The 23,045-nt window shown below is 39.9% G+C and carries 19 protein-coding genes; 11 read left to right on the top strand and 8 right to left on the bottom strand.

The genetic code is table 11. The features are described from left to right. Positions 1-61: 61 nt before the first annotated feature. The 4 genes from rfbF to V7K60_RS27310 all read right to left on the bottom strand — a co-directional run bounded on the left by rfbF (position 62) and on the right by V7K60_RS27310 (position 4,905). Positions 62-847 (bottom strand): glucose-1-phosphate cytidylyltransferase, encoded by a 786-nt coding sequence (gene rfbF / locus V7K60_RS27295; RefSeq protein ID WP_334918729.1) that lies wholly within the window; start codon positions 845-847, stop codon positions 62-64. A gap of 327 nt (positions 848-1,174) precedes the next feature. Then, a complete protein-coding gene (locus V7K60_RS27300; protein ID WP_334930183.1) occupies positions 1,175-3,340 on the bottom strand; it encodes a tetratricopeptide repeat protein in 2,166 nt (721 codons plus the stop codon). 57 nt (positions 3,341-3,397) lie between these two features. Continuing rightward, positions 3,398-4,180 carry a PP2C family serine/threonine-protein phosphatase gene (locus V7K60_RS27305; RefSeq protein ID WP_334930185.1) on the bottom strand — a complete coding sequence of 261 codons (783 nt, stop codon included), beginning with the start codon at positions 4,178-4,180 and terminating at the stop codon, positions 3,398-3,400. A gap of 50 nt (positions 4,181-4,230) precedes the next feature. After that, complete coding sequence (locus V7K60_RS27310; RefSeq protein ID WP_322660910.1) at positions 4,231-4,905, bottom strand: vWA domain-containing protein; 675 nt, start codon at positions 4,903-4,905, stop codon at positions 4,231-4,233. 746 nt (positions 4,906-5,651) lie between these two features. Between V7K60_RS27310 and V7K60_RS27315 the strand changes: the two genes are divergently transcribed. Then, a complete protein-coding gene (locus V7K60_RS27315) occupies positions 5,652-7,037 on the top strand; it encodes a response regulator (protein ID WP_334930187.1) in 1,386 nt (461 codons plus the stop codon). 272 nt (positions 7,038-7,309) lie between these two features. Here the strand turns inward: V7K60_RS27315 and V7K60_RS27320 are convergent, their stop codons facing one another. Then, entirely contained in the window at positions 7,310-8,437 is a 1,128-nt protein-coding gene (locus V7K60_RS27320; RefSeq protein ID WP_334930189.1) for a hypothetical protein, read from the bottom strand. A gap of 1,048 nt (positions 8,438-9,485) precedes the next feature. Between V7K60_RS27320 and V7K60_RS27325 the strand changes: the two genes are divergently transcribed. The 5 genes from V7K60_RS27325 to V7K60_RS27345 all read left to right on the top strand — a co-directional run bounded on the left by V7K60_RS27325 (position 9,486) and on the right by V7K60_RS27345 (position 14,675). Next, on the top strand, positions 9,486-9,983 hold the full coding sequence (locus tag V7K60_RS27325; RefSeq protein ID WP_334930191.1) for a hypothetical protein: 498 nt from the start codon (positions 9,486-9,488) through the stop codon (positions 9,981-9,983). A gap of 285 nt (positions 9,984-10,268) precedes the next feature. After that, positions 10,269-12,719, top strand: a complete 2,451-nt coding sequence (gene pheT / locus V7K60_RS27330) for a phenylalanine--tRNA ligase subunit beta (RefSeq protein ID WP_334930193.1) — start codon at positions 10,269-10,271, stop codon at positions 12,717-12,719. Between the two features lie 121 nt (positions 12,720-12,840). Then, positions 12,841-13,236, top strand: coding sequence for a hypothetical protein (locus V7K60_RS27335; RefSeq protein ID WP_334930195.1), 396 nt, complete (start codon positions 12,841-12,843; stop codon positions 13,234-13,236). Between the two features lie 15 nt (positions 13,237-13,251). Next, positions 13,252-13,521, top strand: coding sequence for a YciI family protein (locus V7K60_RS27340; protein ID WP_289799149.1), 270 nt, complete (start codon positions 13,252-13,254; stop codon positions 13,519-13,521). 359 nt (positions 13,522-13,880) lie between these two features. After that, positions 13,881-14,675, top strand: coding sequence for a Tab2/Atab2 family RNA-binding protein (locus V7K60_RS27345; RefSeq protein WP_334930289.1), 795 nt, complete (start codon positions 13,881-13,883; stop codon positions 14,673-14,675). A 125-nt stretch (positions 14,676-14,800) separates the two neighbouring features. On the opposite strand, the gene V7K60_RS27350 is transcribed toward V7K60_RS27345, so the two are convergent. Beyond that, a complete protein-coding gene (locus V7K60_RS27350; RefSeq protein WP_334930197.1) occupies positions 14,801-15,700 on the bottom strand; it encodes an aspartoacylase in 900 nt (299 codons plus the stop codon). Between the two features lie 198 nt (positions 15,701-15,898). Between V7K60_RS27350 and V7K60_RS27355 the strand changes: the two genes are divergently transcribed. The 5 genes from V7K60_RS27355 to V7K60_RS27375 all read left to right on the top strand — a co-directional run bounded on the left by V7K60_RS27355 (position 15,899) and on the right by V7K60_RS27375 (position 20,212). After that, a complete protein-coding gene (locus V7K60_RS27355) occupies positions 15,899-17,104 on the top strand; it encodes an AGE family epimerase/isomerase (protein ID WP_334930291.1) in 1,206 nt (401 codons plus the stop codon). 41 nt (positions 17,105-17,145) lie between these two features. Then, positions 17,146-17,331 carry a hypothetical protein gene (locus V7K60_RS27360; RefSeq protein WP_334930199.1) on the top strand — a complete coding sequence of 62 codons (186 nt, stop codon included), beginning with the start codon at positions 17,146-17,148 and terminating at the stop codon, positions 17,329-17,331. An 85-nt stretch (positions 17,332-17,416) separates the two neighbouring features. Beyond that, entirely contained in the window at positions 17,417-18,004 is a 588-nt protein-coding gene (locus V7K60_RS27365; protein WP_334930293.1) for a Uma2 family endonuclease, read from the top strand. Between the two features lie 115 nt (positions 18,005-18,119). Further along, complete coding sequence (locus tag V7K60_RS27370) at positions 18,120-18,602, top strand: cupin domain-containing protein (RefSeq protein WP_334930201.1); 483 nt, start codon at positions 18,120-18,122, stop codon at positions 18,600-18,602. Between the two features lie 206 nt (positions 18,603-18,808). Next, positions 18,809-20,212: a serine/threonine protein kinase gene (locus V7K60_RS27375; RefSeq protein ID WP_334930203.1), complete on the top strand. Its 1,404-nt coding sequence runs from the start codon at positions 18,809-18,811 to the stop codon at positions 20,210-20,212. A 1-nt stretch (position 20,213) separates the two neighbouring features. Here V7K60_RS27375 and V7K60_RS27380 read toward each other — a convergent pair whose 3' ends face one another. Together V7K60_RS27380 and V7K60_RS27385 are read right to left on the bottom strand one after the other, a co-directional pair. Beyond that, positions 20,214-21,542 carry an ATP-binding protein gene (locus V7K60_RS27380; RefSeq protein ID WP_334930205.1) on the bottom strand — a complete coding sequence of 443 codons (1,329 nt, stop codon included), beginning with the start codon at positions 21,540-21,542 and terminating at the stop codon, positions 20,214-20,216. Between the two features lie 94 nt (positions 21,543-21,636). Further along, positions 21,637-22,926 carry a tellurite resistance TerB C-terminal domain-containing protein gene (locus V7K60_RS27385; protein WP_334930207.1) on the bottom strand — a complete coding sequence of 430 codons (1,290 nt, stop codon included), beginning with the start codon at positions 22,924-22,926 and terminating at the stop codon, positions 21,637-21,639. Positions 22,927-23,045: the final 119 nt, after the last annotated feature.

The raw sequence follows: 23,045 nt of genomic DNA on the forward strand, positions 1-23,045 counted from the left end.
TTTGTCATTTAACTCCTGACTCCTAACTCCTGTACAGACGCGATTAATCGCGTCTCTACTCCTAACTTTTCTCTTGCCATACCTTCCAAGGAGCCTGATTGTTTTTCCACAGTCCTTCGAGATAGTTTTTATCACGTAAAGTATCCATCGGTTGCCAAAACCCATGATGTTTAAAAGCAGATAGCTGTTCCATATCAGCTAGCTTTTCTAATGGCTCTTGCTCCCATACCGTAGAGTCATCAGCAATTAAGTTGATTACTTCTGGTTCTAACACAAAATAACCACCATTAATCCAAGCTCCATCACCTTCCGGTTTTTCTCGAAAGCTGGTGATTTTGGTTTGCTCATATCCTAAAGAAATAGCACCAAAACGTCCGGCTGGTTGAACAGCAGTAAGTGTTCCTAAGCTATTTTGTTCTTTGTGAAACTTAATTAGCTCAGTGATATTAATATTACTGACACCATCACCATAAGTAAAGCAAAAAGTCTCGTTACCAAGATGTTCGCTGATTCGCTTTAAGCGTCCGCCTGTCATTGTATTATCACCCGTATTTACTAAGGTGACACGCCAGGGTTCTGCATAACCAGAATGCACGTTCATCTGGTTAAAGCGCATGTCAAAAGTAACATCTGACATGTGTAAGAAATAGTTAGCAAAATACTCTTTAATGATGTAACCTTTATAACCGCAACAAATGATGAAATCATTAATGCCGTGGGCAGAGTATGTTTTCATTATGTGCCAGAGAATTGGCTTACCACCAATCTCAACCATCGGCTTGGGTCTAATACTGGTTTCTTCACTGAGGCGTGTACCAAGACCTCCAGCCAAAATCACCGCTTTCATGCAATTACCTCGGAGATTTCTAGGGATATGATTATTTGACTTTTTCGAGATGAAGAGGATGCACTTAAAGGGAGAAAAATGTATTTCTGATTTCTGTTTCTCCGTCAATAATCTAACTGTAATTTGCGATGAAATTATAAAGGTAAGATAAATTAAAATCTTTTCTATATAAAAGCTCTATGAATATCTATAAATACAGAAATAAATTACTCAATGAAATAAAAATATCACCTATAAAATAACTAGGGTTAGCACCAGCTAACCCTAGTCAGGCTTGATTTTTTCAATCAAAACCAATAATATCCTAGTAACAAAGCTTACTCATTTCTAGTTAGTTTTTTCCATGTTACTTGAACCTTGGAATAAAGGGTCACATTTGTTTTCTACAACTACACACATATTACTGAGTGCTTGTTGATAATTATCCATGTCATCTTGCTCAAGAAATATTTTGGCAGATACCTGTATATCTTCGACAGCTTTTGTCTGGTTTTTGTTAGCTTCACTCCCGCCATATTGTGCCAGTTCATAGCGAACCATACCTCGTTTGAGATATGCTTTTGCTAGTTTAGGGCTTAGAGTTAATGCTTCGTTAAAGTCAGCGATCGCTTGATTATATTCTTGCTGATAATTGCTGCTATATTGAGCAATTTGATAATAGACAACACCCCGCTGGAAGTAAGCTTCGGCTTTGGAGACATTAAGTTTTATTGCCTGAGTAAAATCTGCGATCGCTTTTTTGTAAACTTGTTGAGATTCACCGCTGTATTTAGCCATTTGGGCGCGGACAATTCCCCGTCTGACATAAGCTTCAATTTCATTATTATCCAGACCAATGGCTCGATTATAATCAGTGATCGCTAGATTATATTCTCTATCAGGATCGTTGCTATATTCTGCGAGCATATAGCGGGCATTGCCCCGATTTACCAGAGCTTTGATTTGATTGGGATTGATTTTCAGAGCTTGACTATAATCTGTAACTGCTCCTTCATAGTCTTTCAGGTTATAGCGGGCATTACCACGATTTACAATTGCTCTAGCATGTGTAGGTTCTTGTTCAATTGCTTGGCTAAAATTGACAATTGCTTTGTCATAGTCTCGCTCTTTATAAGCAATATAACCTTGCTGATAAGAATCAGCGAAGCTGAGTTTATTATTTGGCTGGGAAGACTTGATTGTTTGTTGGGTGTAAGCATTTTGGGAAACCAACGGCTGAGTAAATTTAATCATTACATCTGCATATCCCAATAAACCAAAACCCAGTAAGCAACAAATAATCGGGTACAACTTTGACTTTTTGGAAGGTTTATATGAACCACTGGGAGTCATTGGCTGCCAGTAATTAACTAGCTGCTGCGGTGACATGGCTCGCTGGGGAAAATGCGGTGTCTGGGTGTAGCGCTTTTTCGCTTTGATTCGCGGTTGGAGATGTTCTCTAGCTTCTATAGCTCGATGTGATGGAAAGGGGTCGCGTCCACCTAATCGCACGGTACGTTCACACCACGGACAGCTACGCATGTGGTTGTTGTAGCGATGCTGGGGATTTGTCGTACAGGTAATCAGGGAATCTTCGGCTTCAGCAATTGCTGAGAGCCAAGTCTGGGCACTGGGGCGCAACTGTGGATTGTTGTGACCCTCTTCAAAACAACGGACAAATAGTTCCTGTAAGCTGGGATGAAGAATTTCCCAAGGGGGGGCAATGGGTGTCGGCAGGTAGGGTACGTACCGTTTTTGGCTATAAGTGAAATGACCCGATGCAATGCGGGCTTCGTAAGGTGGTGGCTCAATCGCACCTTGAAAAATCCCCGAAAATGGGTGGGTGCCTTCCATTAAGAGTTGAAATACTAGCACCGCTAACCCAAATAAATCGTGAGAGATTTCGCGATCGTGCTGGGCAAAAGTTTTATTCTGTAGTTCTGGTGGAGTAAACTCTGGTTTACCTACTGGGCAGCGATAAACAACATTGCTGTTTGGGTCGGTTACTTGGAAAGAGTCTGTGTCTATCAAAGTCACTAGTGCTGTGTCACTGACGAGGATATTAGACTCGTTTACATCACCAATACAATATCCACTAGCGTGCAAAGCGGCAAAAGCCGCCGCCAGGTTACGAGCCGTGCGGAGCAGGTACTGATAGTTGAATAGGGGACAGTGTTGCCGACGGGTTCTGGGGTTGTAAAAGTCGATGATTGGACGCATCCCCTGAATACGTGGCATCAAAAAGCCCAGGATGCTATTTTTGCCATCTGCCGCCCGTAATAAATCCTCTGGCCAAGCGATAGAGATATGGCCTAAACTCGCCGTAGGGTTTTCTGGCGGGTTGGCAAGCATCGCCTGGAGTTTTTCTGCATGGCCAGTGGTTGGCTTGTGGTAAATCTTCGCCACCAAATCGTTATCAGATGGCACTGCATAAACGCAAGCTTCACCGCCACGTCCCAAACTGACATTGAGACTGAGGATTTCTTTTCTGGGGGAACAACGTAGTACCTGCATAATGAAATTACCGCTAACGGAAGTTATTGTAAGATGTGAAACCTGTAGATCGATTGCTCACGAGTCGTTGAATGCGGCTATAATGAGTGTTAAATCATCATCAGTGCGTTGCGTAATCCGCTCTGAGCGTAAAAATTTTACTAATTGCTCCTTCGCTTCTGTCTTATCCTCGGTATTGGCGACAAATTCAAACAGCGGAAAAAAGAACGGTTTGTGAGGTTCGCCAACAACCATATTCAAAGCCAGCATTTGTAATCCGTCGGTAATAATACCAACGTTTACTATGTCTGTGCGCCATAATCTCATTTGTGCTGTATTTAAGGCATTAGGCGAAGTTAAAAAAGTGGTTTCGTTGATGTATTCACCACTATCAGGCATCGTCAGTGCCAGCAAGTTGCCCATACTATCTTTAGCCACTGCCAAACCATCACCTATCTGAACTACAGCTACAACTTCTGGTGTGGCAACCAGCATAATTAAAGTAGTTGCTAAATCTTGAGGCTGTGTGTCACAAGTAGCCGCCTCATCCTCCACAGCTTTTTTGGCAGCTAATATGGCATCATTTAAGAGCGATCGCACCAATGTATCATCAGTCAAACTTTTTCGGGTCAGCCCTTTGGTAGAAATGTTTTCTATTGCTGTCTCTACAGCAACCATCGCTCCCACTTTTCCAAGGCTAGCAGAACCTGCGCCATCTGCTGCGGCCGCCACTAAAACATTATCTGACAATATCTGCCAGTGATGAGCATCCTGACATAATTGATTGTTTTTTAAGTGACTTGTACCACATACAGACGCAGCCACAATCCGCCATTGAGCAATCTGTTTTGATATGTTCATAAATTTTTTTCTAGCAGCTAGCTGTGTAAACATCAAGCTGCAATTTTTAATTAAACAGTCCCCCAACCAATCGGCGGTAGTGCTACCTGTTCGTCTACTTGTGAATGAGAAACAGCCGACATACTAGTTGACAGCCAGACAAACATCTCGATAAAATTTAATCCTTTAAGCTTTAAAGGAGTACGTACAGTTATTTGATTTAAACGCGTCATATTCGCATTTTCTACTCCAACTGTAAAGAATGCTACCCGCTTGTTCGCCTCGTCTCCCTGTAGGCGCTGGGATGCTTGCTCGACCACTTGCTCTAACTCACCTTGGGGTTCTCCATCGGTAATCATAAATACCCAAGGACGATAGTAAGCAATCCCGTTGGCACGATACTGAGATTTCCGCTCTTGAATTATGTCCAAAGCTTTATGAATTCCCGCGCCCATTGTAGTCAAGCCTTGGGCTGTCAAAATAGGCGGATTGAATTGATCGGCAGTCACAAAATCTTGTACCACATTGATATTACTATCAAAAGTGACGATCGCCACTTCCACCCGTCTGGCGGCTAAGGAATTTTTGACTAATTCATCCTTTAAGCTTAGTAAACCTTGATTTAAAGCCTCAATCGGCTCTCCTTGCATCGATCCAGATGTGTCTAATAAAAGTACACAAGGACAACGTGGTTCTGGGTTCTCAGCAAATTCTACTACTTCATCAAGTCTTAATGTATCATGCATAACTTTTTGTGTTATGTTAAAGTCCAAAGCTTTATTTCCCTTTGTTCAGAGTATATAGTTTCAATCGCCGAGGCGACTATAGAATATAGTATCTATTGGTAGATTCTCTAATCTTTATTAAACAAATTATTTTCATGAAGTTCTCTATATATTTAAGATGAACTTGAGTACAGCTTAGTTTAGCAAAAAAGAGTTTATCAAAACCCAGCATTACCTGTTGTAATGTATCTACCAAAAAGTTATATCCACTAAACCTACAGTACAATAAATACGTAAACTTTCCTAGATAAGTTTTTAAAGATTTTATGTAGAAGAATTGTTTCTTTAAGGAAAAGTAATTAACCATAATTAAGCTCGTTAACTTTAGAAGTATACCAGTGTAACTGCGCGAACTTGGAATCAAATTTGCCTCTTGAAGTGAGTGGGCATAAATAAACATCATTATTAAGGTCTTCACTCAAGAGTTGTCAGTAGTTAGTAAAATCCAGAATTAACCAACATCTACTGATAATCTAGCTATGATAGATGCTTACCTTTATTCATACCTACTTGTTTTTTGAGAGAGATTAAGTAAAATGTGCTAAATGTAACAAAAGAATTACAAGCCTTACAATTTTTAATATATGTACATATTTTCAAATAAATAATTTGTGGGTAGAAAATATTACAAACAAGAGAATACTTTATAGCTCATATTTTCAATCTACAAATGTTCGGTTGTTGATTCCGCAAAAAACTTGAAAAATATGAATAACTCAGGTACATTCACTAAACTACGTCCTCTAAGTTTGTTAAGACAATTATCTAATTGTTCCGACAGTACTTGTTTACAAGTATTGAGTAACTCAGTTTCTTGGTCGATTTACTTAGAACAAGGCAAAATAACTTACGCTACCCATTCTGTGGAACCATTTGATCGACTAGAACGCCATTTGCGACGCCTCAGCCAGCAAATTCCACTCCTTACTAATGAGGTTCGCGTTCAAGTACGGCTGATGTTTGAACCTGACTCACACAGTCAGTTAATCAAAGATGACAGTAATTCGAGAAGCCACCCTCGTGAGTATCAGGCTATATCCTGGCTTGTTAGTCAACAACATCTACATTCTACACAAGCAGCAGTGCTGGTTCAAGAATTAGTTAAAGAGGTAATTGAATCATTTTTGCTCATCAAAGAAGGTACTTATGAATTAACAGAACCACTTGATAGAATGCCAAAAATTTGCAGGCTAGGTGTAGAGAAAATTCTAGAGTATTGCCAAGTAAGATTACAGAATTGCCAGGCTTTTGTACCGAAAATTTCTTCTCTATATCAACGTCCATATCTGTTGATTAACAGCAAATTTGATGACCAAGATTTACCAAATATACAGCCAGATTTAATTAACTGGATGAAGGGTTTTAGCCTGTGTCATCTGGCTGTAATTTTGAATCAAGATGAAATTCAACTAGCTCGCAATTTATACCCTTACATCCTTAAGGGTGCGATTATCCTCCATGAACCAGATCCACCTTATGATAAATTACCAAAACTTTTTGAGGAGCAATCGCTTTTCTCAAAATTGATTTCAGGGTTAGTTGACACCAAACAAGAACCAAGTAATACTGTCAATTCTTACCCAAATATTCCTGAAGAGAAAATAGTTCCTGTCCAGCGATTACCACAGATTTCTACTCCTTCAAAAGAAAACTTTCAGGAACCAACAATATCAAATAACATAAATTCTGCTTCCAAAAGAGTAACGGCTGCTACTGTAACGGGACAAAAAGTTCACAAAATCGTTTCTGTAGATGATAGTTCCACCATTCTTAAAGAAATTAGTTATTTCTTAGAAAATGAAAATTTTTCTGTAGTGACTATTAACGATCCAGTGAAAGCCGTTTTGTCAATTATAAGGCACAAACCGGATTTAATTTTGTTGGATTTAAACATGCTAGGAATTGATGGTTATGAGTTGTGCCGGATTATACGAAATAATTCCTTGTTTCAAAATACTCCTATTATCTTTGTCACTGGCAGTAAAGGAATTGTAGACAAAGTAAAAGCGAAATTAGTCGGGGCATCTGGCTATCTGACTAAACCGTTTACCCGCGCCGAATTACTGAAAATAGTCTTCATGCATTTGACTTAAATTAACCACTCCAATGAGTTGCGGCTAATTATTTTTTCTATACCTTACCTACTACATTTCAAAGAGTAATACTTCTGGGTTAATTACAGATTGAAATTCTTGAAGTGCTAGAAGGTTGATTCTTGTGCCGCTCAATAAGAGCAATGTCAACTGCAAAGCTTAATCCAGAAGTATTGTATTCAAAATGTAATCAACTCAAGTTGGCAAAAACGTCATTGCTACAATAGACAGGCTTCCCGATGCAAAAACTGGCTCCTGTCTGCTACAAACTTTTAGGCTATGCTAGAGAAATCATAATTTGGGTTGTTATAGCCTGGATTTGATATGGCGGATGTTACAAGGTCAGAACTGCTGAGTAAATTGCTGATATCAGTTCCTATATTTTGGCTAGGCTTAGTACTACCTAGTGATATCAGTTCGCCACTAACAGGGAAATTCCAGCCTTCATTACCAATGAGTGTTTTGTGATCACCACTGGCTTCAATCCGGTTTCCAAGGAGATTGCTGTTAGTTACATTGGCAGTGTTGCCACTACCAAGAATGTCGTTTTTACTACCAGGTAATGTATTGGCATTACCAAGGATGTCGTTGTTATTGCCTAAGTTCCAGTTACCGTTACCGTTAGTTGTGTTCTCGTTACCAAAGCCCCAGTTGCCATTACCTTCGGTTTTGCTGCCATCACCGTAGTTCCAGTTACCGTTACCGTTGGTTGTGTTACCGCTACCAAAATTCCAGTCACCATTACCGTCGGTTGTGTTGTTACTACCATATAGCCAGTTCCCGTTACCTTGGCCACTGTTACCAATAGCATTTGCACCATCTAATTTTTGAATATCAGATATCCAGTTGTCGCTCTTATAAGGTACAGGTTGACCATTGCCAGTTTCAGGTAGGTTGCTACCACTTTTCTTGGAAGGCGGAGTGCTGCCAAATGGTAAGTTACCAGGGAGGTTGCTACCGCCACCAGATGCGTTACCACCAGATGCGCCACCACCAGATGTGCCACCACCAGTTAAGGGGTTGCTACCACCACCAGATGCGCCACCACTAGCAAAGGGGTTGCTACCATCACCTAACGCAGTAATATCACCGCCAACGACTCCGATGAGTTGATTGAACGGATTATTGGTATCAGTTAAAGCCCGCTCGTCAAGTGGTCGCTCGTAATTATATTTGTACTTTCCATCTTCACTGGTTGTGGATGAGTTACCACCACCGATGAAGGAAGCGAAAGTATTACTATTACTAGCAGCGCCACCAAAGCTACTGCCACTATCTAGACTGCTGCCATCGGTAGACTGCCATTTGCCATCACTGAAAGAAAAATTGCCATTACCAGTTAAATTGTTGCTAGAACTTTGTGACCCAGTAGTTTGATTGCTATTGCCAGAAGTTGCCATTAGAATTAAATTCCTATTAATCAAACTGAAATCCCTCTATCAAGAGGAAGATCAACGGCATGAATGAAAGCATTTTTTTACTTGTATTTTCAATAAAAAATACTAATAAAAACAGCAATCACCACATTTAGTAAAAGTGTACAAAATCAAATTTATATTTAAAATGAACAAAACTTCGATTGTATTGCCGATTTTTTAGATTGGATTGTCTATTCTTTCGATCTTGTTGAGTTAGATTTCATAAATATGTCCTACAATCCTTATGGTGAAAGCTTTAGATGCAGTTTCTACAGTGATTTTTTGGCACAAACAGGGCAAATTTATCTCTTTGAAGTTCTACAATACAATGTAATGTAATTACACTACAAAAAAGAGTGAAGTGTGATTTTTGTAGTCTATTGAGTGAGAAAATATTACTTGTGAGATTTTATCGAGTTTTAAAGATTCAAGTTCTGCGATCGCCAAAGCAAACGCATCTAAATTACTCTTAATCGCAACCAATGTTAAGAACCAACAAAAAAATCAGCATTTCTCATTTGATTTATTTTCCAAATCTCAAAGCCATGTGTACGATGGGCTACGCCTTGTGAAATCGTGGTCATTGCTCATCGCAAAAAGCTGGGCTTGTTGAGAATAAAGAAAAAATAATGTCCCTGTTACATAATGTAATAATTGCTAAAATATGGAGTAATAATGCTAGAAAATAAAACTAGAGCCAATCTTCAAGATAAATTAAGCAACGAATTTTTGGAAAAGCGCTGTTGAAGTTTTTGAAATCAGAAAAAAGCTTGTGTATTTAGATTGCTGGTTTTATGGGATTTTAGCTCAAGCGTGAGAAACCAAACGGCTCTCACTTGTAATGGTTATGCAAAAAGCGATGTCTACGATGGTCACTGAGCTTGTCGAAGTGCGGGCTGCGCCTACGCACAAAAGTTAGCTAATTGCGTTTTGTCTTTGTAAAGCTTCACTCTAGCAGAAAACAGAACAATTTATAAGTCTGCTTTCTGGCTCAACTAATAATAAAATTCCTGACTATGGAGTATAAAAAATGAAAAGTGTAGTGAGTACAGCAGTTATATTAACATTGATTGGTGGAGCAAATTGTCTTCCTAGCTATGGAATATTATCAAATATCAAGCCTTCAAGCATAGAAGTTCAATCCATTGCTCAAGGTAATCATCAACAATTGATGGCTAGAGTTAGAACTACTTTAGATACTCAATTTTATCTAAGATATGGAAAGACAGCTTACCTCCCCACTGAAAATATTGAAATCAAATTTTCAAAAGTTATCCAGGATTCTCGGTGTCCAACTAATGTAACTTGTATTTGGCAAGGACAAGTTATTATTGGATTAGACATTATAAAAAATGGTCAGCAAGTTTCAACATTAATGCTAACCCTGATACCAGGTCGTGATGCTTTACCAATTCAATTTTTAGATAAATATTCGGTGAGATTGGTAGGGGTTTCCCCGTACCCAAAGAGCGGAAAGGCGATCGCACTCAAAGACTACATTGCTAAAATTGTTGTTAGTAAGAATTAGATGACTAACCTTTGACACGCTTTTTTTCTGAAACAAAACACCCGGATTTTTCACAAGTGAGAAATCCGGGCGTATGTAGTTTAACGTCAAAATCAACCAAATAAAAATAATGTCTTACTTCTCTGCGTAGATACATTTTCAGTATTTACTTAATTTTTACATTGCCAGTCTAACGTAGTAGGATTGTTCAAGTGAAAGGGTACGCCTTGCAGGGCGAGTAGCCATTGATCGCTCCTTGCACCCTAAAATAAGAGCAAAAGACGATTCCTAAAACAAGCACACTCCATGCGTATTTCTCTAAATTGGCTGCGCGAACTAGTAGAGATAAAACTTAGTCCAGAAGAATTAGCCGAAACCCTGACAATGGCAGGGTTTGAGGTTGAAGAAATTGAAGATCGCCGCACTTGGGCAAATGGCGTGGTGATTGGGAAAGTGCTTGAGCGTCAACCCCATCCCAACGCCGATAAATTGAGTGTTTGCCAAGTGGATATCGGTACAGGTGAGACTTTAAATATTGTCTGTGGTGCTGCCAATGTGAAGGCAGATATCTATGTCCCAGTGGCAACCACGGGTACTTACTTACCCAAAATTGATTTAAAAATTAAACCTGCAAAACTGCGTGGTGTCCCATCTCAGGGCATGATTTGTTCTTTAAAGGAACTCGGTTTGCCCACCGATGTAGACGGAATTCATATTTTTACCCAGGAAAATTTACCATTGGGTAGTGATGTCCGTCCGTTGTTGGGTTTAGATGATGTAATTTTAGACCTTACCGCAACTGCCAATCGCGCTGATGCTCTAAGTATGGTAGGCGTAGCCAGAGAAGTAGCAGCTTTAACCAGTGGAAAGTTGAGCATTCCTGAACCTGCTGAAGTCTCTATTCCCAAAAATGCCGGAAATTTAGCTTTAAAAATTGCCGATACCCAAGCTTGTCCTGCATACATTGGTACGGTAATTGAACAGGTGAAAATTGCTCCATCTCCCGAATGGCTGCAACAGCGTTTGCGGGCGGCTGGGGTACGTCCCATTAGTAATGTGGTGGACATTACTAACTATGTTTTGTTGGAATGGGGACAACCACTGCACGCTTTTGATGGCGATCGCCTAAAATCTGTTGCAAGTAGCGAAAATTTAAGCATCGGTGTTCGCTTCGCCAATAATGGAGAATCTCTCAAAACCCTGGATGGACAAACTCGCACCCTAGCAACCCAAAATTTGTTAATCACCGCTAACGACAAACCTGTTGCACTGGCGGGAGTCATGGGTGGAGAAGAAACAGAAGTGCATGAAGGGACTCAAAGCCTAGTTTTAGAAGCAGCTTTATTTGATTCCGTGGCAATTCGCCGTTCTTCCCGGAGTGTTGGGTTAAGAAGTGAGGCTTCTGGCAGATACGAACGGGGAGTTAATCGGGCTGAGTTGGAAATAGCTAATCGCCGCGCCTTATCCTTAATTAGCGAATTGGCTAGTGGAATTATAGTCCAGCAAGAAATTGCCGACACCCGCCCTGATCCGTCTACTTGGAGTCGTTCTATCGCCCTGCGTTTAGACCGAGTGAATCAGATATTGGGACCCATCGATTTAGAAGAAGACACAGGCGAACTGCAAAAACAAGATGTTGAGCGCATCCTGACTGCATTGGGGTGTCAGTTGACTCCTTCAGGAGAAGATAGCAGCCATCAACCTACGTGGTCTGTCTCTGTCCCACCCTATCGTTACCGCGACTTAGAGCGAGAAATTGATTTAATTGAAGAAATCGCCCGTCTTTATGGCTACAACAAATTCTGCGATACTTTACCAGAAAAAGCGGAAGCTGGTTATCTACCTTTAGATCAAGAACTAATTCGCAAATTACGGGCTTTCCTGCGGGCTGAAGGATTGACAGAATTAATCCACTATTCTTTAGTCAAACCAGGAGAAGACAGAAATATAGTACTGTCAAACCCCTTATTTGTCGAATATTCAGCACTGCGAACCGATTTGATCTCTGGGTTAATTGATGCCTTTCAATACAATTTAGAGCAGGGTAATGGTGCCCTTAACGGTTTTGAAATCGGGCAAATTTTCTGGCAAGAAGAAGACGGTTTGCAAGAAACAGAAGCCTTGGCGGGAATTATGGGAGGCGATCGCACCCTTGGCAAATGGTCAAAAAGTGGACGCGAAGAACCCATCACCTGGTTTGAAGCCAAAGGCATTTTAGAAAGTGTATTTCGGCAACTTAGCTTGCAAATCGAATTTCAACCCGATCGCCGCGACGATCGCTTACATCCAGGACGCACCGCTTCCCTGTGGATTCGGGGTAACAGACTGGGGATTTTTGGGCAACTCCATCCCCAACTGCGACGAGAAAAAGGCTTACCAGATTCCGTTTATGTTTTTCAGTTGGATCTAGATGTGCTTTTAGATTCTTTGGAAGAAGATGAAATTCTCGTCCCCACATTCCAGCCCTATTCTACCTATCCAGCTAGCGATCGCGACATCGCCTTTTTCGCACCCGTGAAAATCTCAGTTGTCGAAATTGAAAAAGTAATTACCAAAGCTGGTAAAGATTTGCTCGAATCAGTGGAATTATTTGATGAATATCGTGGTGAAAACGTCCCCGAAGGACAGCGGAGTTTAGCATTCCGCTTAATTTATCGGGCTAGCGATCGTACTCTTACTGAGGCTGAAGTGGAACCAGTACACAATAAAGTCCGTGAAGCCTTGGTGGAAAAATTCGGCGTCAACTTGAGAAGTTAGGAGTTAGAAGTTTTTTGGTCTAGTTCCCAGGTTGAACCTGGGAATACTCTACTTGAGGCTCTGCCTCATATTCTTCTGTAAAGACTAGCCAAAAATTTTCAACTCTAGATCGGGGCGTATTATGAACACGCTGGAAATAATTCAACAAATTCAGCAGACGCAATCACACATGTCTCTGACGTTTGATAGTCCTAAATCAGTCAAACTACAGGTTAAGCAAATTTTTCTATTACAAAAGCAACTTAGAGCGCTCAAAAAGGAGGTTAATGCAAATATACGTAATATTAATCAAGAAGCAAGTCAATCTGGTACAGATAGTGTTGTGTCGGTTGGCTTAGACATTTTTGGTAAACACAAGTGGGCTGGAAGGTTGAGGGCAGAAACTCGACGTGCAATTGAACGAGAAAAAAAATTATCTCGTCAGCCATACATTGAAATCAAACAAGCAATTGACAATCTAATTTTAGAAGGAGATCGGTTCAAGCTCTTGGCAGAGCAATATCTTATTAACCAGTAGGAGTAACAAGCAATTATGCCTAAATATGTACTCTGGGGAACTTACTGCGAAGACGTTATCGAAAAACGCGCCCCCTATCGTCAAGCTCATTTAGACGGATTAGCAAAACAGAAAGAATCCGGTGTGCTGATTACCATCGGCCCCACCAAGGATGTTACAAAAGTTTTTGGGATTTACGAAGCCGAAGATGAAGCCACTGTACGCCAGTTAATTGAAAACGATCCTTACTGGAAAAATGGCATCTGGACTGAATATTCAGTCAAAGAATGGATTCAGGCTTTATAAATGGGTGTTGGGCATTGGGCATTGGGCATGGGAAGATGAGCTTGAATGTTGAACCTTTGAACTCGGAAGTTGAGCCTCTGAACTCGGAAGTTGAGCCTCTGAACTTGGAAGTTAAACTTTTGAACTCGGAAGTTAAACTTTTGAACTTGGAAGTTGAGCCTCTGAACTCGGAAGTTAAACCTTTGAACTCGGAAGTTGAGCCTCTGAACTCGGAAGTTAAACCTTTGAACTCGGAAGTTAAGCCTTTGAACTCGGAAGTTAAACCTTTGAACTCGGAAGTTGAGCCTCTGAACTTAAAACTTTCAGTTTTAACTCTCACCGATCTCTTCCATCCCCCCATTCCCCATGCCCACATAATTATGAAAATTTGGCAGGTTGATTTTTATCGTCGTCCCTCACAAGATGCGTCTGGACAAATTTTATGGGAGTTGTTGATTTGTGACGCAACTCGCAGCTTTAAGTATGAAGCCACCTGTCTCCAGTCAGCAGCAAATTCTAATTGGGTTGCCACTCAACTTGAGCTAGCTGCTGGTGAAAAATTGCCAGATGTAATTCAGGTATTTCGTCCTCAGTCTCTCAGCTTAATTGAGGCGGCTGGACGCAATTTAAGTATTAATGTCGAACCTACCCGCCACACCTTGGCGTTAAAGCAGTGGTTACAAGAAAAGCAATATCCCTTAACGCTGGATAAACCACCCCCAGCACCATTACCAGAAAACCTCTGGGGAGAACAATGGCGTTTTGCGACTTTAGCAGCTAGTGATGTAGAAACGAGATTTAGCGATCGCCCCATTCCCATTTTGCACATCCCAGAACATCTCAAACCAATCAATTTGGGTTTAGCATCAACAGTTCCTGTTCCTGGTGTCGTAATTTATGGTGGACGGCAATCAATGCGCCTAGCACGGTGGTTGCAGCAAGCCCGTCCTGTCAGCTTTAACTACATTTCTGGCGCACCAGATGGCTTAATATTAGAAGCTAGCTTGGTGGATAGATGGATTATTGCCACATTTGAAGATCCAGAAGTTACAACAGCAGCCCAAGCATTTGAACAACGCAAGCAGCAAAGCCGAGGATTGCATTTTTTGTTAGTTCAACCCGATGATTCTGGTATCACTTATAGCGGCTTTTGGTTATTGCGGGCAGAAAATTGATATTAATTGCCAAAACAGCAGAAATGATTACAGCGCTAAAGCAGGATGTTGAAAATGCAGAGCATCAACCTGAAATTGCTGCTTGGGACGGTGTTGCGATCGCTTTTCTGTAATCAGCCTTGTAATCAGAATATTCCTTCCTGCTTTTGACTTAAATACATCGCAATTCCTTTTTCGTAGTAAGCCGCTTCATTAATAAAAATAGGATAAACAGTAGACGCTCCCTCATAGAAAATATTTTTTCCTTCAAAAGTCAGAAACATTGGATCGCCTGGATGCAAAGGTTCATAATCCCTAAACTGAAGCTGGGGGTGAATCATGGCTTGAATTTCCCCGCGTAGGTGCAGCCCGCCGTAGGCATCGCTTCTAGGATAATCGATAGTCTTAATGTATTTATAAAGTGTAAGGTGGTTGCTTGTCTGCGGAATATTCCCTTGGTTGCACCCTTCAAAATAATCTAAAACTGCATAAATAAGCTGTTCTGTTTCCTGAAATAATTCGGCGTTTAAAACATTTTGAGCCACAGCCCCAACTTCTATAACAAAACCTAATTCGCACAGAGAACGGAGAAAACCATTTTCTTTGGATTCCTGATTAATACAGACTTTCACTAAAGGATTGATAGAACTTAAATAAGCACCTAAGCGAAGCAATAAAGGATGCATATCACAAAAAATTAGAGTTAAACCCATATTGGCAGTTGTGCTGTGCAAATCAACAATTACATCTACAAAGGGCTGATTTTGCGGTTGCAATATCTGTTGAATTGCTTTTGCCCGCGTATCTTCATAACTTGAGAGTTGGGGATTTTGTAAGCCTTGATTAGTGAAACAACGATTTAAATCCTTGTCAATGTATCGTTTGCCTTCTTCAATAGCTTTGAGATTACCAAGTAATGCCAGAGTTTCAAAACTTGCCCTGTTAATTAAATTAGGATATTGCTGAAACTTTTTGACTAAATGTACTCCTGTTAACTCATTACCGTGGTTTCCTCCAACAATCGCAACTCGTTCAATCTGACTCATAACAACCTCATATTTAAAAAACTACTTTACGGTTATTGAGAATGGTGCAAGATACAAGATAGAAGTATACCTGCTGCTGACTAAATCTTGTAAAAGATTGACGCGATCGCTCCATGTTCGAGTCAAAATATGATAACTGTTAAGCTGTTGGTTTTGGTACAAAAGGGGAGGAAATTTATGGAGTATAATTTTCTAGCGATGCCTTCGGTGGTCACTGAGCTTTGTCGAAGTGCGGGCTACGCCTACGCTGAACTTTACAAAAACGCCCTCCTCAACGACGTACTCCCCTTTTGGGAAAAATATTCTCTTGATTGGCAGCAAGGCGGCTATTTCACCTGCCTCGATCGTGAAGGCAAAATTTATGATACAGATAAATTTATCTGGCTGCAAAACCGCCAGGTGTGGACTTTTTCGATGCTTTACAATCACCTAGAAAAGCGCGAAAATTGGCTAAAAATTGCCAGCAACGGTGCTAATTTTCTCGCCCAACATGGCAGAGATAGCGATGGTAACTGGTACTTTGCCCTCACCCGTGAAGGGAAACCACTGGTTCAACCTTACAACATCTTTTCTGATTGCTTTGCAGCGATGGCATTTAGTCAATATGGACTCGCTGGCGGTGAAGAATGGGCAAAGGATGTAGCAATCCAAGCTTATAACAACGTATTACGCCGCAAAGATAACCCCAAGGGCAAATATAATAAAACCTATCCCGGCACACGCCCGATGAAATCATTGGCTGTACCGATGATTTTAGCCAACCTGACTCTAGAAATGGAATGGTTGCTGCCAAAGGAAACACTAGAGAATGTCCTAGCTGAAACAGTCCAGGAAGTGATGACCGATTTTCTCGACCAAGAACGGGGACTAATGTACGAAAATATTGCCCCTGACGGTTCCCACATAGATTGTTTTGAGGGACGGCTGATTAATCCAGGTCACGGTATCGAAGCGATGTGGTTTATCATGGACATCGCGCGTCGCCAAAACGACACCAAAACTATTAACCAAGCCGTTGATGTGGTGTTAAATATCCTAAATTTTGCTTGGGATAACGAGTACGGCGGATTGTATTACTTTATGGATGCAGATGGTCATCCCCCACAACAATTAGAATGGGATCAAAAGTTGTGGTGGGTTCACCTAGAGTCTTTGGTTGCATTAGCGATGGGTTACCGCCTGACCAGGCGTGAGGTATGTTGGGAATGGTATCAAAAGATGCACGATTACACCTGGTCACACTTTGCTGATTCCGAGTATGGTGAATGGTTTGGCTATCTCAATCGGCGTGGAGAAGTATTGTTGAACCTCAAAGGCGGCAAATGGAAAGGATGTTTTCACGTACCGCGTGCATTGTACCTTTGTTGGCAACAATTTGAGGCGATCGCTACTCCTTTGCAATAGACTTCTTACAAAAATTCATATTCATAACCACAACTTAAGCTGTGGTAACGACAGCTTCAGCATTGATAATAACAGCTTCAGTTATAGTAACAACGGCTTTAAGGTTACTTATGAATGCTTCAGTTGTAGTAACAACGGCTTCAGCATTAATAACAATAGCTTCAGTTATAGTAACAACGGCTTTAAGGTTACTTATGAATACTTCAGTTGTAGTAACAACGGCTTAAGTTATTGCGATGCCTGCAGCGGTAAACAACGCAGTCAGTTTAATCTACAAGTAAAGTGGAATCAGTGCCATTAGAAGGATGTTTCATGAATGCTGTGACACCTAAGCGATTTACCATCGCAGAATACCATCAATTGATTGAACTCGGATTTCTGACAGAGGCCAATCATATTGAATTGATTCGCGGAGAACTGATTCAAATGACAGCAAAGGGAACACCACATACAGTTTGTAGTTCTATCCTGTACCGTCAATTGGATCGTCTTCTAGGCGATAGGGCAGTCATTCGGGGACAAGATCCGATCACCCTTCCTAATCAGAGTGAGCCTGAGCCGGATGTTGTCATTGCACGAGGAAGAGATGAAGATTATCTGGCTCATTATCCGTATCCCGAAAATATTTTGTTAGTAATTGAAATTTCCGATAAAACCATAGATTATGACCAAACAACCAAGTTGTCTTTGTATGCAGAAGCCGGAATTTCTCATTACTGGATTGTGAATTTGCCGATTCGTCAACTTGAGCGTCATAGCCAGCCGTATCAAAATGCTCAAAGTAAATTTAGCTATCTCAGCAAACAGATTTATTTACCGAATCAGTCAGTGGCTATTCCTGGATTTGAAGATATATTATTAGACTTGAATAGGTTGTTTCTAGAAAGTGCTAGTGAATGATTTTGTTGGTGCGATCGCTCGTCTTCTAAAGCGAATTAATCTACTTATGCTTATTAGACAAACTAAACACAAAATGATTTAATTAAAAGTATTGCCCAAACAAAAAACTTTTAATATGAGAAAACTGTCTCTGATTCTCCCCTTAGCTATCCTAGCTTTTGGCAGTGTAGTTGTTAAGAGCCAAGAAATCTCCTCACCCAATACTTACACTCAATCTGTTACCCGTGAAGTTTTAGCAAGTGGTTATCCTACTCAAGATCAAAAGCAGATTCTTGAACTTGTACGCTATACCATCGCACCAAGAGCAAAACTCCCTACTCATACTCATCCGGGAATGCAGATTGAACGAGTAGAGGCGGGAACTTTAATTTATACTGTTGTGGAAGGAGAAGCTAAAGTAACGAAAGCTAACGGCACAGAATTGATTCTTCAAAAAGGGAAAACTATACAGCTTACAGTGGGAGATTCTTTAGTTGAATCTGCCGGCATGGTTCATTATGGAGAAAACCAAACAAACAAACCGATTATTCTGTTGTCTGCTTCTCTATTTAATGCTAATCAACCAAAAGCTATTTTAATCAATCCTAAAAACAGATGAATTTGATGAGAATTGCAGGTTTTGTTGAGTTTCATTCCTACACATTTTTATTTTTAGGCAAAACCTACGCAGTATTGAGTAGATAGTAAGTCGAATTTTAGAAAAATACTCTCCCTAATGCTTATTGCTAACTTAAGTAATCTTACAGTGGGGCAGTAACAAATAGGATTGCTATAAAAGCAACAAAGCTTTGGAGTCACGAGCAAATGACAAGTCGAGAATTGCCAGATTCTAACCAAGAAATCCTGTTGGAAAAATATCAAGTCCAACAGGAACTAGGTAAAAAAGCCGGACGGCGGACGCTGCTAGCTCGTGACTTACAAACTCAAGAATTAGTAGTGGTCAAAATACTGTCCTTTGGTAATGAGTTTGAATGGAACGACCTCAAACTGTTTGAGCGGGAAGCTGAAACTCTCAAAGCACTCTCTCACCCAGCCATTCCCCGCTACCTTGACTACTTTGAGCTAGATTCACCCAACAGTAGAGGATTTGCACTCGTACAAAGTTATATCCCAGCCCAATCTCTAGAAGCACAACTCAAAGCTGGGCGTAGTTTCAGTGAAGAAGAAGTTAAGGAACTAGCAAAAGCTATCTTAGAAATTCTCAAATATCTGCATGGTCGTCAACCACCCGTGATTCATCGTGATATCAAGCCAAGCAATATTCTATTAACAAATCGCTCTGGTAATAGTGTAGGTGAAGTGTACTTGGTAGATTTTGGTTCAGTGCAAACCATCGCCAGAAGAAGTAGCACAATTATAGTAATGGGAACCTACGGGTATGTACCACCAGAACAATTTAATGGTAGAGCTATTCCTGGTTCTGACCTTTACAGTTTGGGAGCCACTTTAATTTATTTGGTTACAGGTCGGCATCCGGCTGATTTACCACAAACCGACTTGCGGCTTGAATTTGAACAGGCAGCCAATATTAATCCTAGTTTCAGCAGTTGGTTGAAGAGAATGACAGAACCGATTGCAAGTAAACGTTTGATTTCTGCTGAAGATGCTTTGCAAGTTTTAAATAAACTAGGAAATACATCTCAGATTCCCAGGATACAAAGTAATTCCTTCCTAAGAAAACCTCCTAACAGTAAAATTGTTTTGACTAAGAATGCTAACCTTTTAGAAATTAGCATCCCACCTAGAGGTTTCCTTAACCAAAGAACTATTATAAATTTAATTATATTTATACCAATTATTTTATTTATCCCTGTGTTGCCAATTTTTGCTGAGGGTAATATTGTTAACTTGGCATCTGTAGCATCTTTAATATTATTTTTGTTTCTTGTAATTTTATTATTTATTTCTATTTTGATAGGTATTTTTGGCAAAAAAAAGCTTTTTATTAATCATCAAAAAATTATCTTGATTTATGAATTGTTTGGAATTAAACGGTTTTATCCATCTCCAAGTTTGAGACAAGATATTCTACGTCTAGAACGCAGTAAGGATACATATAATCAACCTTGCTTGACAATCTGGGCAGGAATAAAAAAGTATGATATTTTAAGTGGTGAATTTTATTTTTTTCCTGCTACTCCTCCAGAACTTGACTGGCTAGCTTATGAACTTAGCGATTGGCTAGGCTTACCAATTACTAAAGAGTAAACTACAAACTAAATTCCACTGCACCATCCTCATCCACATCTGCATCCTTACCTATAGCAGTAGGCTTAAATTTAGAGCCATGAATTAATTCACCAAACACAATTCCTGGATTTTGGTGAAGAATATTCAGCACACTCATAAAATCCCGTACAATTTCCCCTGGTGTCAGTAATGCTTCTGCACCCAAACGATTAATAATTTCTTGCACAAACTCCTTCAACTCCTGATTTTTCAAAGTCTGTTCATACCCAAAATTAAGTGCATGAATTTCAGCTAAACCTTGTAGAAGTGTCAAGATTTCTGCTTTACTCAACGGATTTAGCCGAATCACTGGCCCCAAATACTCCTGAACGCCAGATTGTGCAACAAAACGACTTTCTTTTGTGCGTCTTTGCCAAGCTTGGTCTGCAAAAAGTCCGCGTTTGGGGTCTTCTAAAAACTTGGTTGTTCCACCAACAACAATACCAAGATGTTCTGCTTTGCACTGCATGGTGTCGTTAAACATTGCCAGAAGTCGATTATAATTCTTTTCCCGCGTAACGGTAGTAGATATTTGATATAAATGTACAGCTTCATCAACTAAAATTAATAGTCCTTTATAGCCAATCTCAGCGACAAACTTCGCAAACAGTTTGATATAGTCATACCAACTATCATCATCAATAATTACCCGCACTCCTAAAGCTGCTTTTGCCTCAACTTTAGTAGTAAATTCTCCACGCAACCAGCGCATTGCTGCATTTTTTAAATTATCATCATCCAATCGGTAGCCACGCCAATAAGCGATAATCACGCTACCAAAATCAAAACCGTGAACTAAGTCTTCAATATACTGAACTACTTCCCTAATTTTTGATTCAACTTGGTCATCAAAACCATCGTCATTCGGACGCATTTCAGTTTCTTTAACCACTTCTTGTTGAATTTTATTAATCCATCCTTCTAAAATTGAGACTAAAGCACCACCATTAGGACGAGTTTTTGTAGCTAAGTGGCTCATTAATTCTCGATAAGTGGCGACACCTTCATTGTTGCTTCCAGCTAATCGGCGTTCTGGGGATAAATCAGCATCAGCTACTACAAAACCTTGCTCCATTGCTCGATTACGAATTAGTTGCAGTAAAAAACTTTTTCCGGAACCGTAGTTACCAATTATGAAGCGAAATGCTGCGACACCTTCTGCAATATCATCGAGATTTTGTAATAGGCTTTTTAGTTCTTTTTCTCGACCTACTGCAATATATTCAACTCCCACTCTTGGTACTACCCCCGCACCAAGGGAATTGATTAAAGCAGTGGAGATTTTTTTCGAGATTTTGAGCTTTGCCATGTATTACACTTCACTTTATTCTAAATGCAGAAGCACACAGTCAGTAGGTAAAGTACATCACCTTACTACTAAATCTTATGACGGCAATAATAATTTAATTTGACGAAATATGTCTAGCCATGAGGTCTTCATACATCGCAATCATTTTTTTGACATCTGTTATATACTCCTGATAAAGTTTTGGACTTTCCGAATCAGAATTAATTATTAATTCTCCAATAGTATCATTTGCCCGTTCATTTATAGAATCGATTAATAAATTTGGCATAGTAATATTTACTTCAGCAATTTTTTTAATAGCACTATTGGGATTGTCTTGTTCAACTATAGCTTTTAATACTTGTAACTCATGTCCTGGGAGATTGACTAGAAAATTAGTCCATTCTTCGGAGATATTTTCCGATGTCTCAAATTCCGAATTGTCAATGATATCTGAAGATTCAACTATTTCGGAAAATGGAAACAATTCAATATCATCTTCTTGGGAATTATCAGACAAAGGCTCTAGATTGAATGTTTCTACTTGTTGTAGTAATTCCCATACTTGATTTTGTAATGAGTCTCGTTCTTCTTGCAATAATGAAACTTGTTCTTGTAATTGTTGTAATTCGGCTTTGTATTCTGCTAGTTGGGTTTGTGAAGAATTCAGGATAGCTTGGATATTTTCTCTTTCGGTTTTCGTTGCTACAAGCAATTGATTGTTTTGATTTGTCTCAATTTCTAATTCTTGAATTGCAATTCGCAGTTCGTATAATTTTTCTTCTAATTGGGGTTTGAGTCTGCCTAAAAGAGTTAAATTACTTTCAACTTCTTGTTTCTCGTGTTGTAGCTCAGAAATTTGACTTTGCAATTGGGTGATTTCAGCACGAGATACATTACAATTTGACTCTAAACGGCGCTTCTCTGCTGTGAGGATAGAAAAAGCATTGTTCAATTCAGTTTGATTGTTCTGCAAATTATTAATTTCAGTTTGCAGGCTATTAACTTCTGTTTCTAATTGCTTCTTTTGTCCTGCAAATGTTCTTAATTCTCGATGTAGACTATCTCTTTGGTTACGGCTTTCTATGACTTGATTTTGTAGCTGTTGTGATTCAGCATATAATAAATTATGATGTTCTTCAATTTGATTGATTTCTCGGACAACACGAGCCTTTAATCCCTCCATATCTTTAATTCGCTTGCGGAGAGAACCTAAAACAAACATTTCATAATTTCTGCGCCGCTTCTCTATGAATAATGCTGTTGTATGGATAGTAACGGCAGTAATTACACCTGTGAGAAAGGCTTTATTAAAATCCCAGCTTGGGACAAGGCTAAGACCAAAACTCACACTAAAGGCAACTATCACTAGTATAAATCGATTGCTGATCGTTACTGATTGCATATTGCTGGTTTTTAGCGTAGTTAAATTATCTGAATAAGTAGCTCTCATACTAATTCGTAATTCGTAATGACGCTCGCGGACTCGCTACCGCTACATTAACGTAATTCGTAATTAAAATA

The sequence above is a fragment of the Nostoc sp. genome, assembly GCF_036917555.1.
GTDB lineage: Bacteria > Cyanobacteriota > Cyanobacteriia > Cyanobacteriales > Nostocaceae > Nostoc.

What these genes read in the sequence shown, in the direction of transcription:
- rfbF (WP_334918729.1), bottom strand. Translation starts at nt 847, where the DNA reads ATGAAAGCGGTGATTTTGGCTGGAGGTCTTGGTACACGCCTCAGTGAA.
- V7K60_RS27300 (WP_334930183.1), bottom strand. Translation starts at nt 3,340, where the DNA reads ATGCAGGTACTACGTTGTTCCCCCAGAAAAGAAATCCTCAGTCTCAAT.
- V7K60_RS27305 (WP_334930185.1), bottom strand. Translation starts at nt 4,180, where the DNA reads ATGAACATATCAAAACAGATTGCTCAATGGCGGATTGTGGCTGCGTCT.
- V7K60_RS27310 (WP_322660910.1), bottom strand. Translation starts at nt 4,905, where the DNA reads ATGCATGATACATTAAGACTTGATGAAGTAGTAGAATTTGCTGAGAAC.
- V7K60_RS27315 (WP_334930187.1), top strand. Translation starts at nt 5,652, where the DNA reads ATGAATAACTCAGGTACATTCACTAAACTACGTCCTCTAAGTTTGTTA.
- V7K60_RS27320 (WP_334930189.1), bottom strand. Translation starts at nt 8,437, where the DNA reads ATGGCAACTTCTGGCAATAGCAATCAAACTACTGGGTCACAAAGTTCT.
- V7K60_RS27325 (WP_334930191.1), top strand. Translation starts at nt 9,486, where the DNA reads ATGAAAAGTGTAGTGAGTACAGCAGTTATATTAACATTGATTGGTGGA.
- pheT (WP_334930193.1), top strand. Translation starts at nt 10,269, where the DNA reads ATGCGTATTTCTCTAAATTGGCTGCGCGAACTAGTAGAGATAAAACTT.
- V7K60_RS27335 (WP_334930195.1), top strand. Translation starts at nt 12,841, where the DNA reads ATGAACACGCTGGAAATAATTCAACAAATTCAGCAGACGCAATCACAC.
- V7K60_RS27340 (WP_289799149.1), top strand. Translation starts at nt 13,252, where the DNA reads ATGCCTAAATATGTACTCTGGGGAACTTACTGCGAAGACGTTATCGAA.
- V7K60_RS27345 (WP_334930289.1), top strand. Translation starts at nt 13,881, where the DNA reads ATGAAAATTTGGCAGGTTGATTTTTATCGTCGTCCCTCACAAGATGCG.
- V7K60_RS27350 (WP_334930197.1), bottom strand. Translation starts at nt 15,700, where the DNA reads ATGAGTCAGATTGAACGAGTTGCGATTGTTGGAGGAAACCACGGTAAT.
- V7K60_RS27355 (WP_334930291.1), top strand. Translation starts at nt 15,899, where the DNA reads ATGCCTTCGGTGGTCACTGAGCTTTGTCGAAGTGCGGGCTACGCCTAC.
- V7K60_RS27365 (WP_334930293.1), top strand. Translation starts at nt 17,417, where the DNA reads ATGAATGCTGTGACACCTAAGCGATTTACCATCGCAGAATACCATCAA.
- V7K60_RS27370 (WP_334930201.1), top strand. Translation starts at nt 18,120, where the DNA reads ATGAGAAAACTGTCTCTGATTCTCCCCTTAGCTATCCTAGCTTTTGGC.
- V7K60_RS27375 (WP_334930203.1), top strand. Translation starts at nt 18,809, where the DNA reads ATGACAAGTCGAGAATTGCCAGATTCTAACCAAGAAATCCTGTTGGAA.
- V7K60_RS27380 (WP_334930205.1), bottom strand. Translation starts at nt 21,542, where the DNA reads ATGGCAAAGCTCAAAATCTCGAAAAAAATCTCCACTGCTTTAATCAAT.
- V7K60_RS27385 (WP_334930207.1), bottom strand. Translation starts at nt 22,926, where the DNA reads ATGCAATCAGTAACGATCAGCAATCGATTTATACTAGTGATAGTTGCC.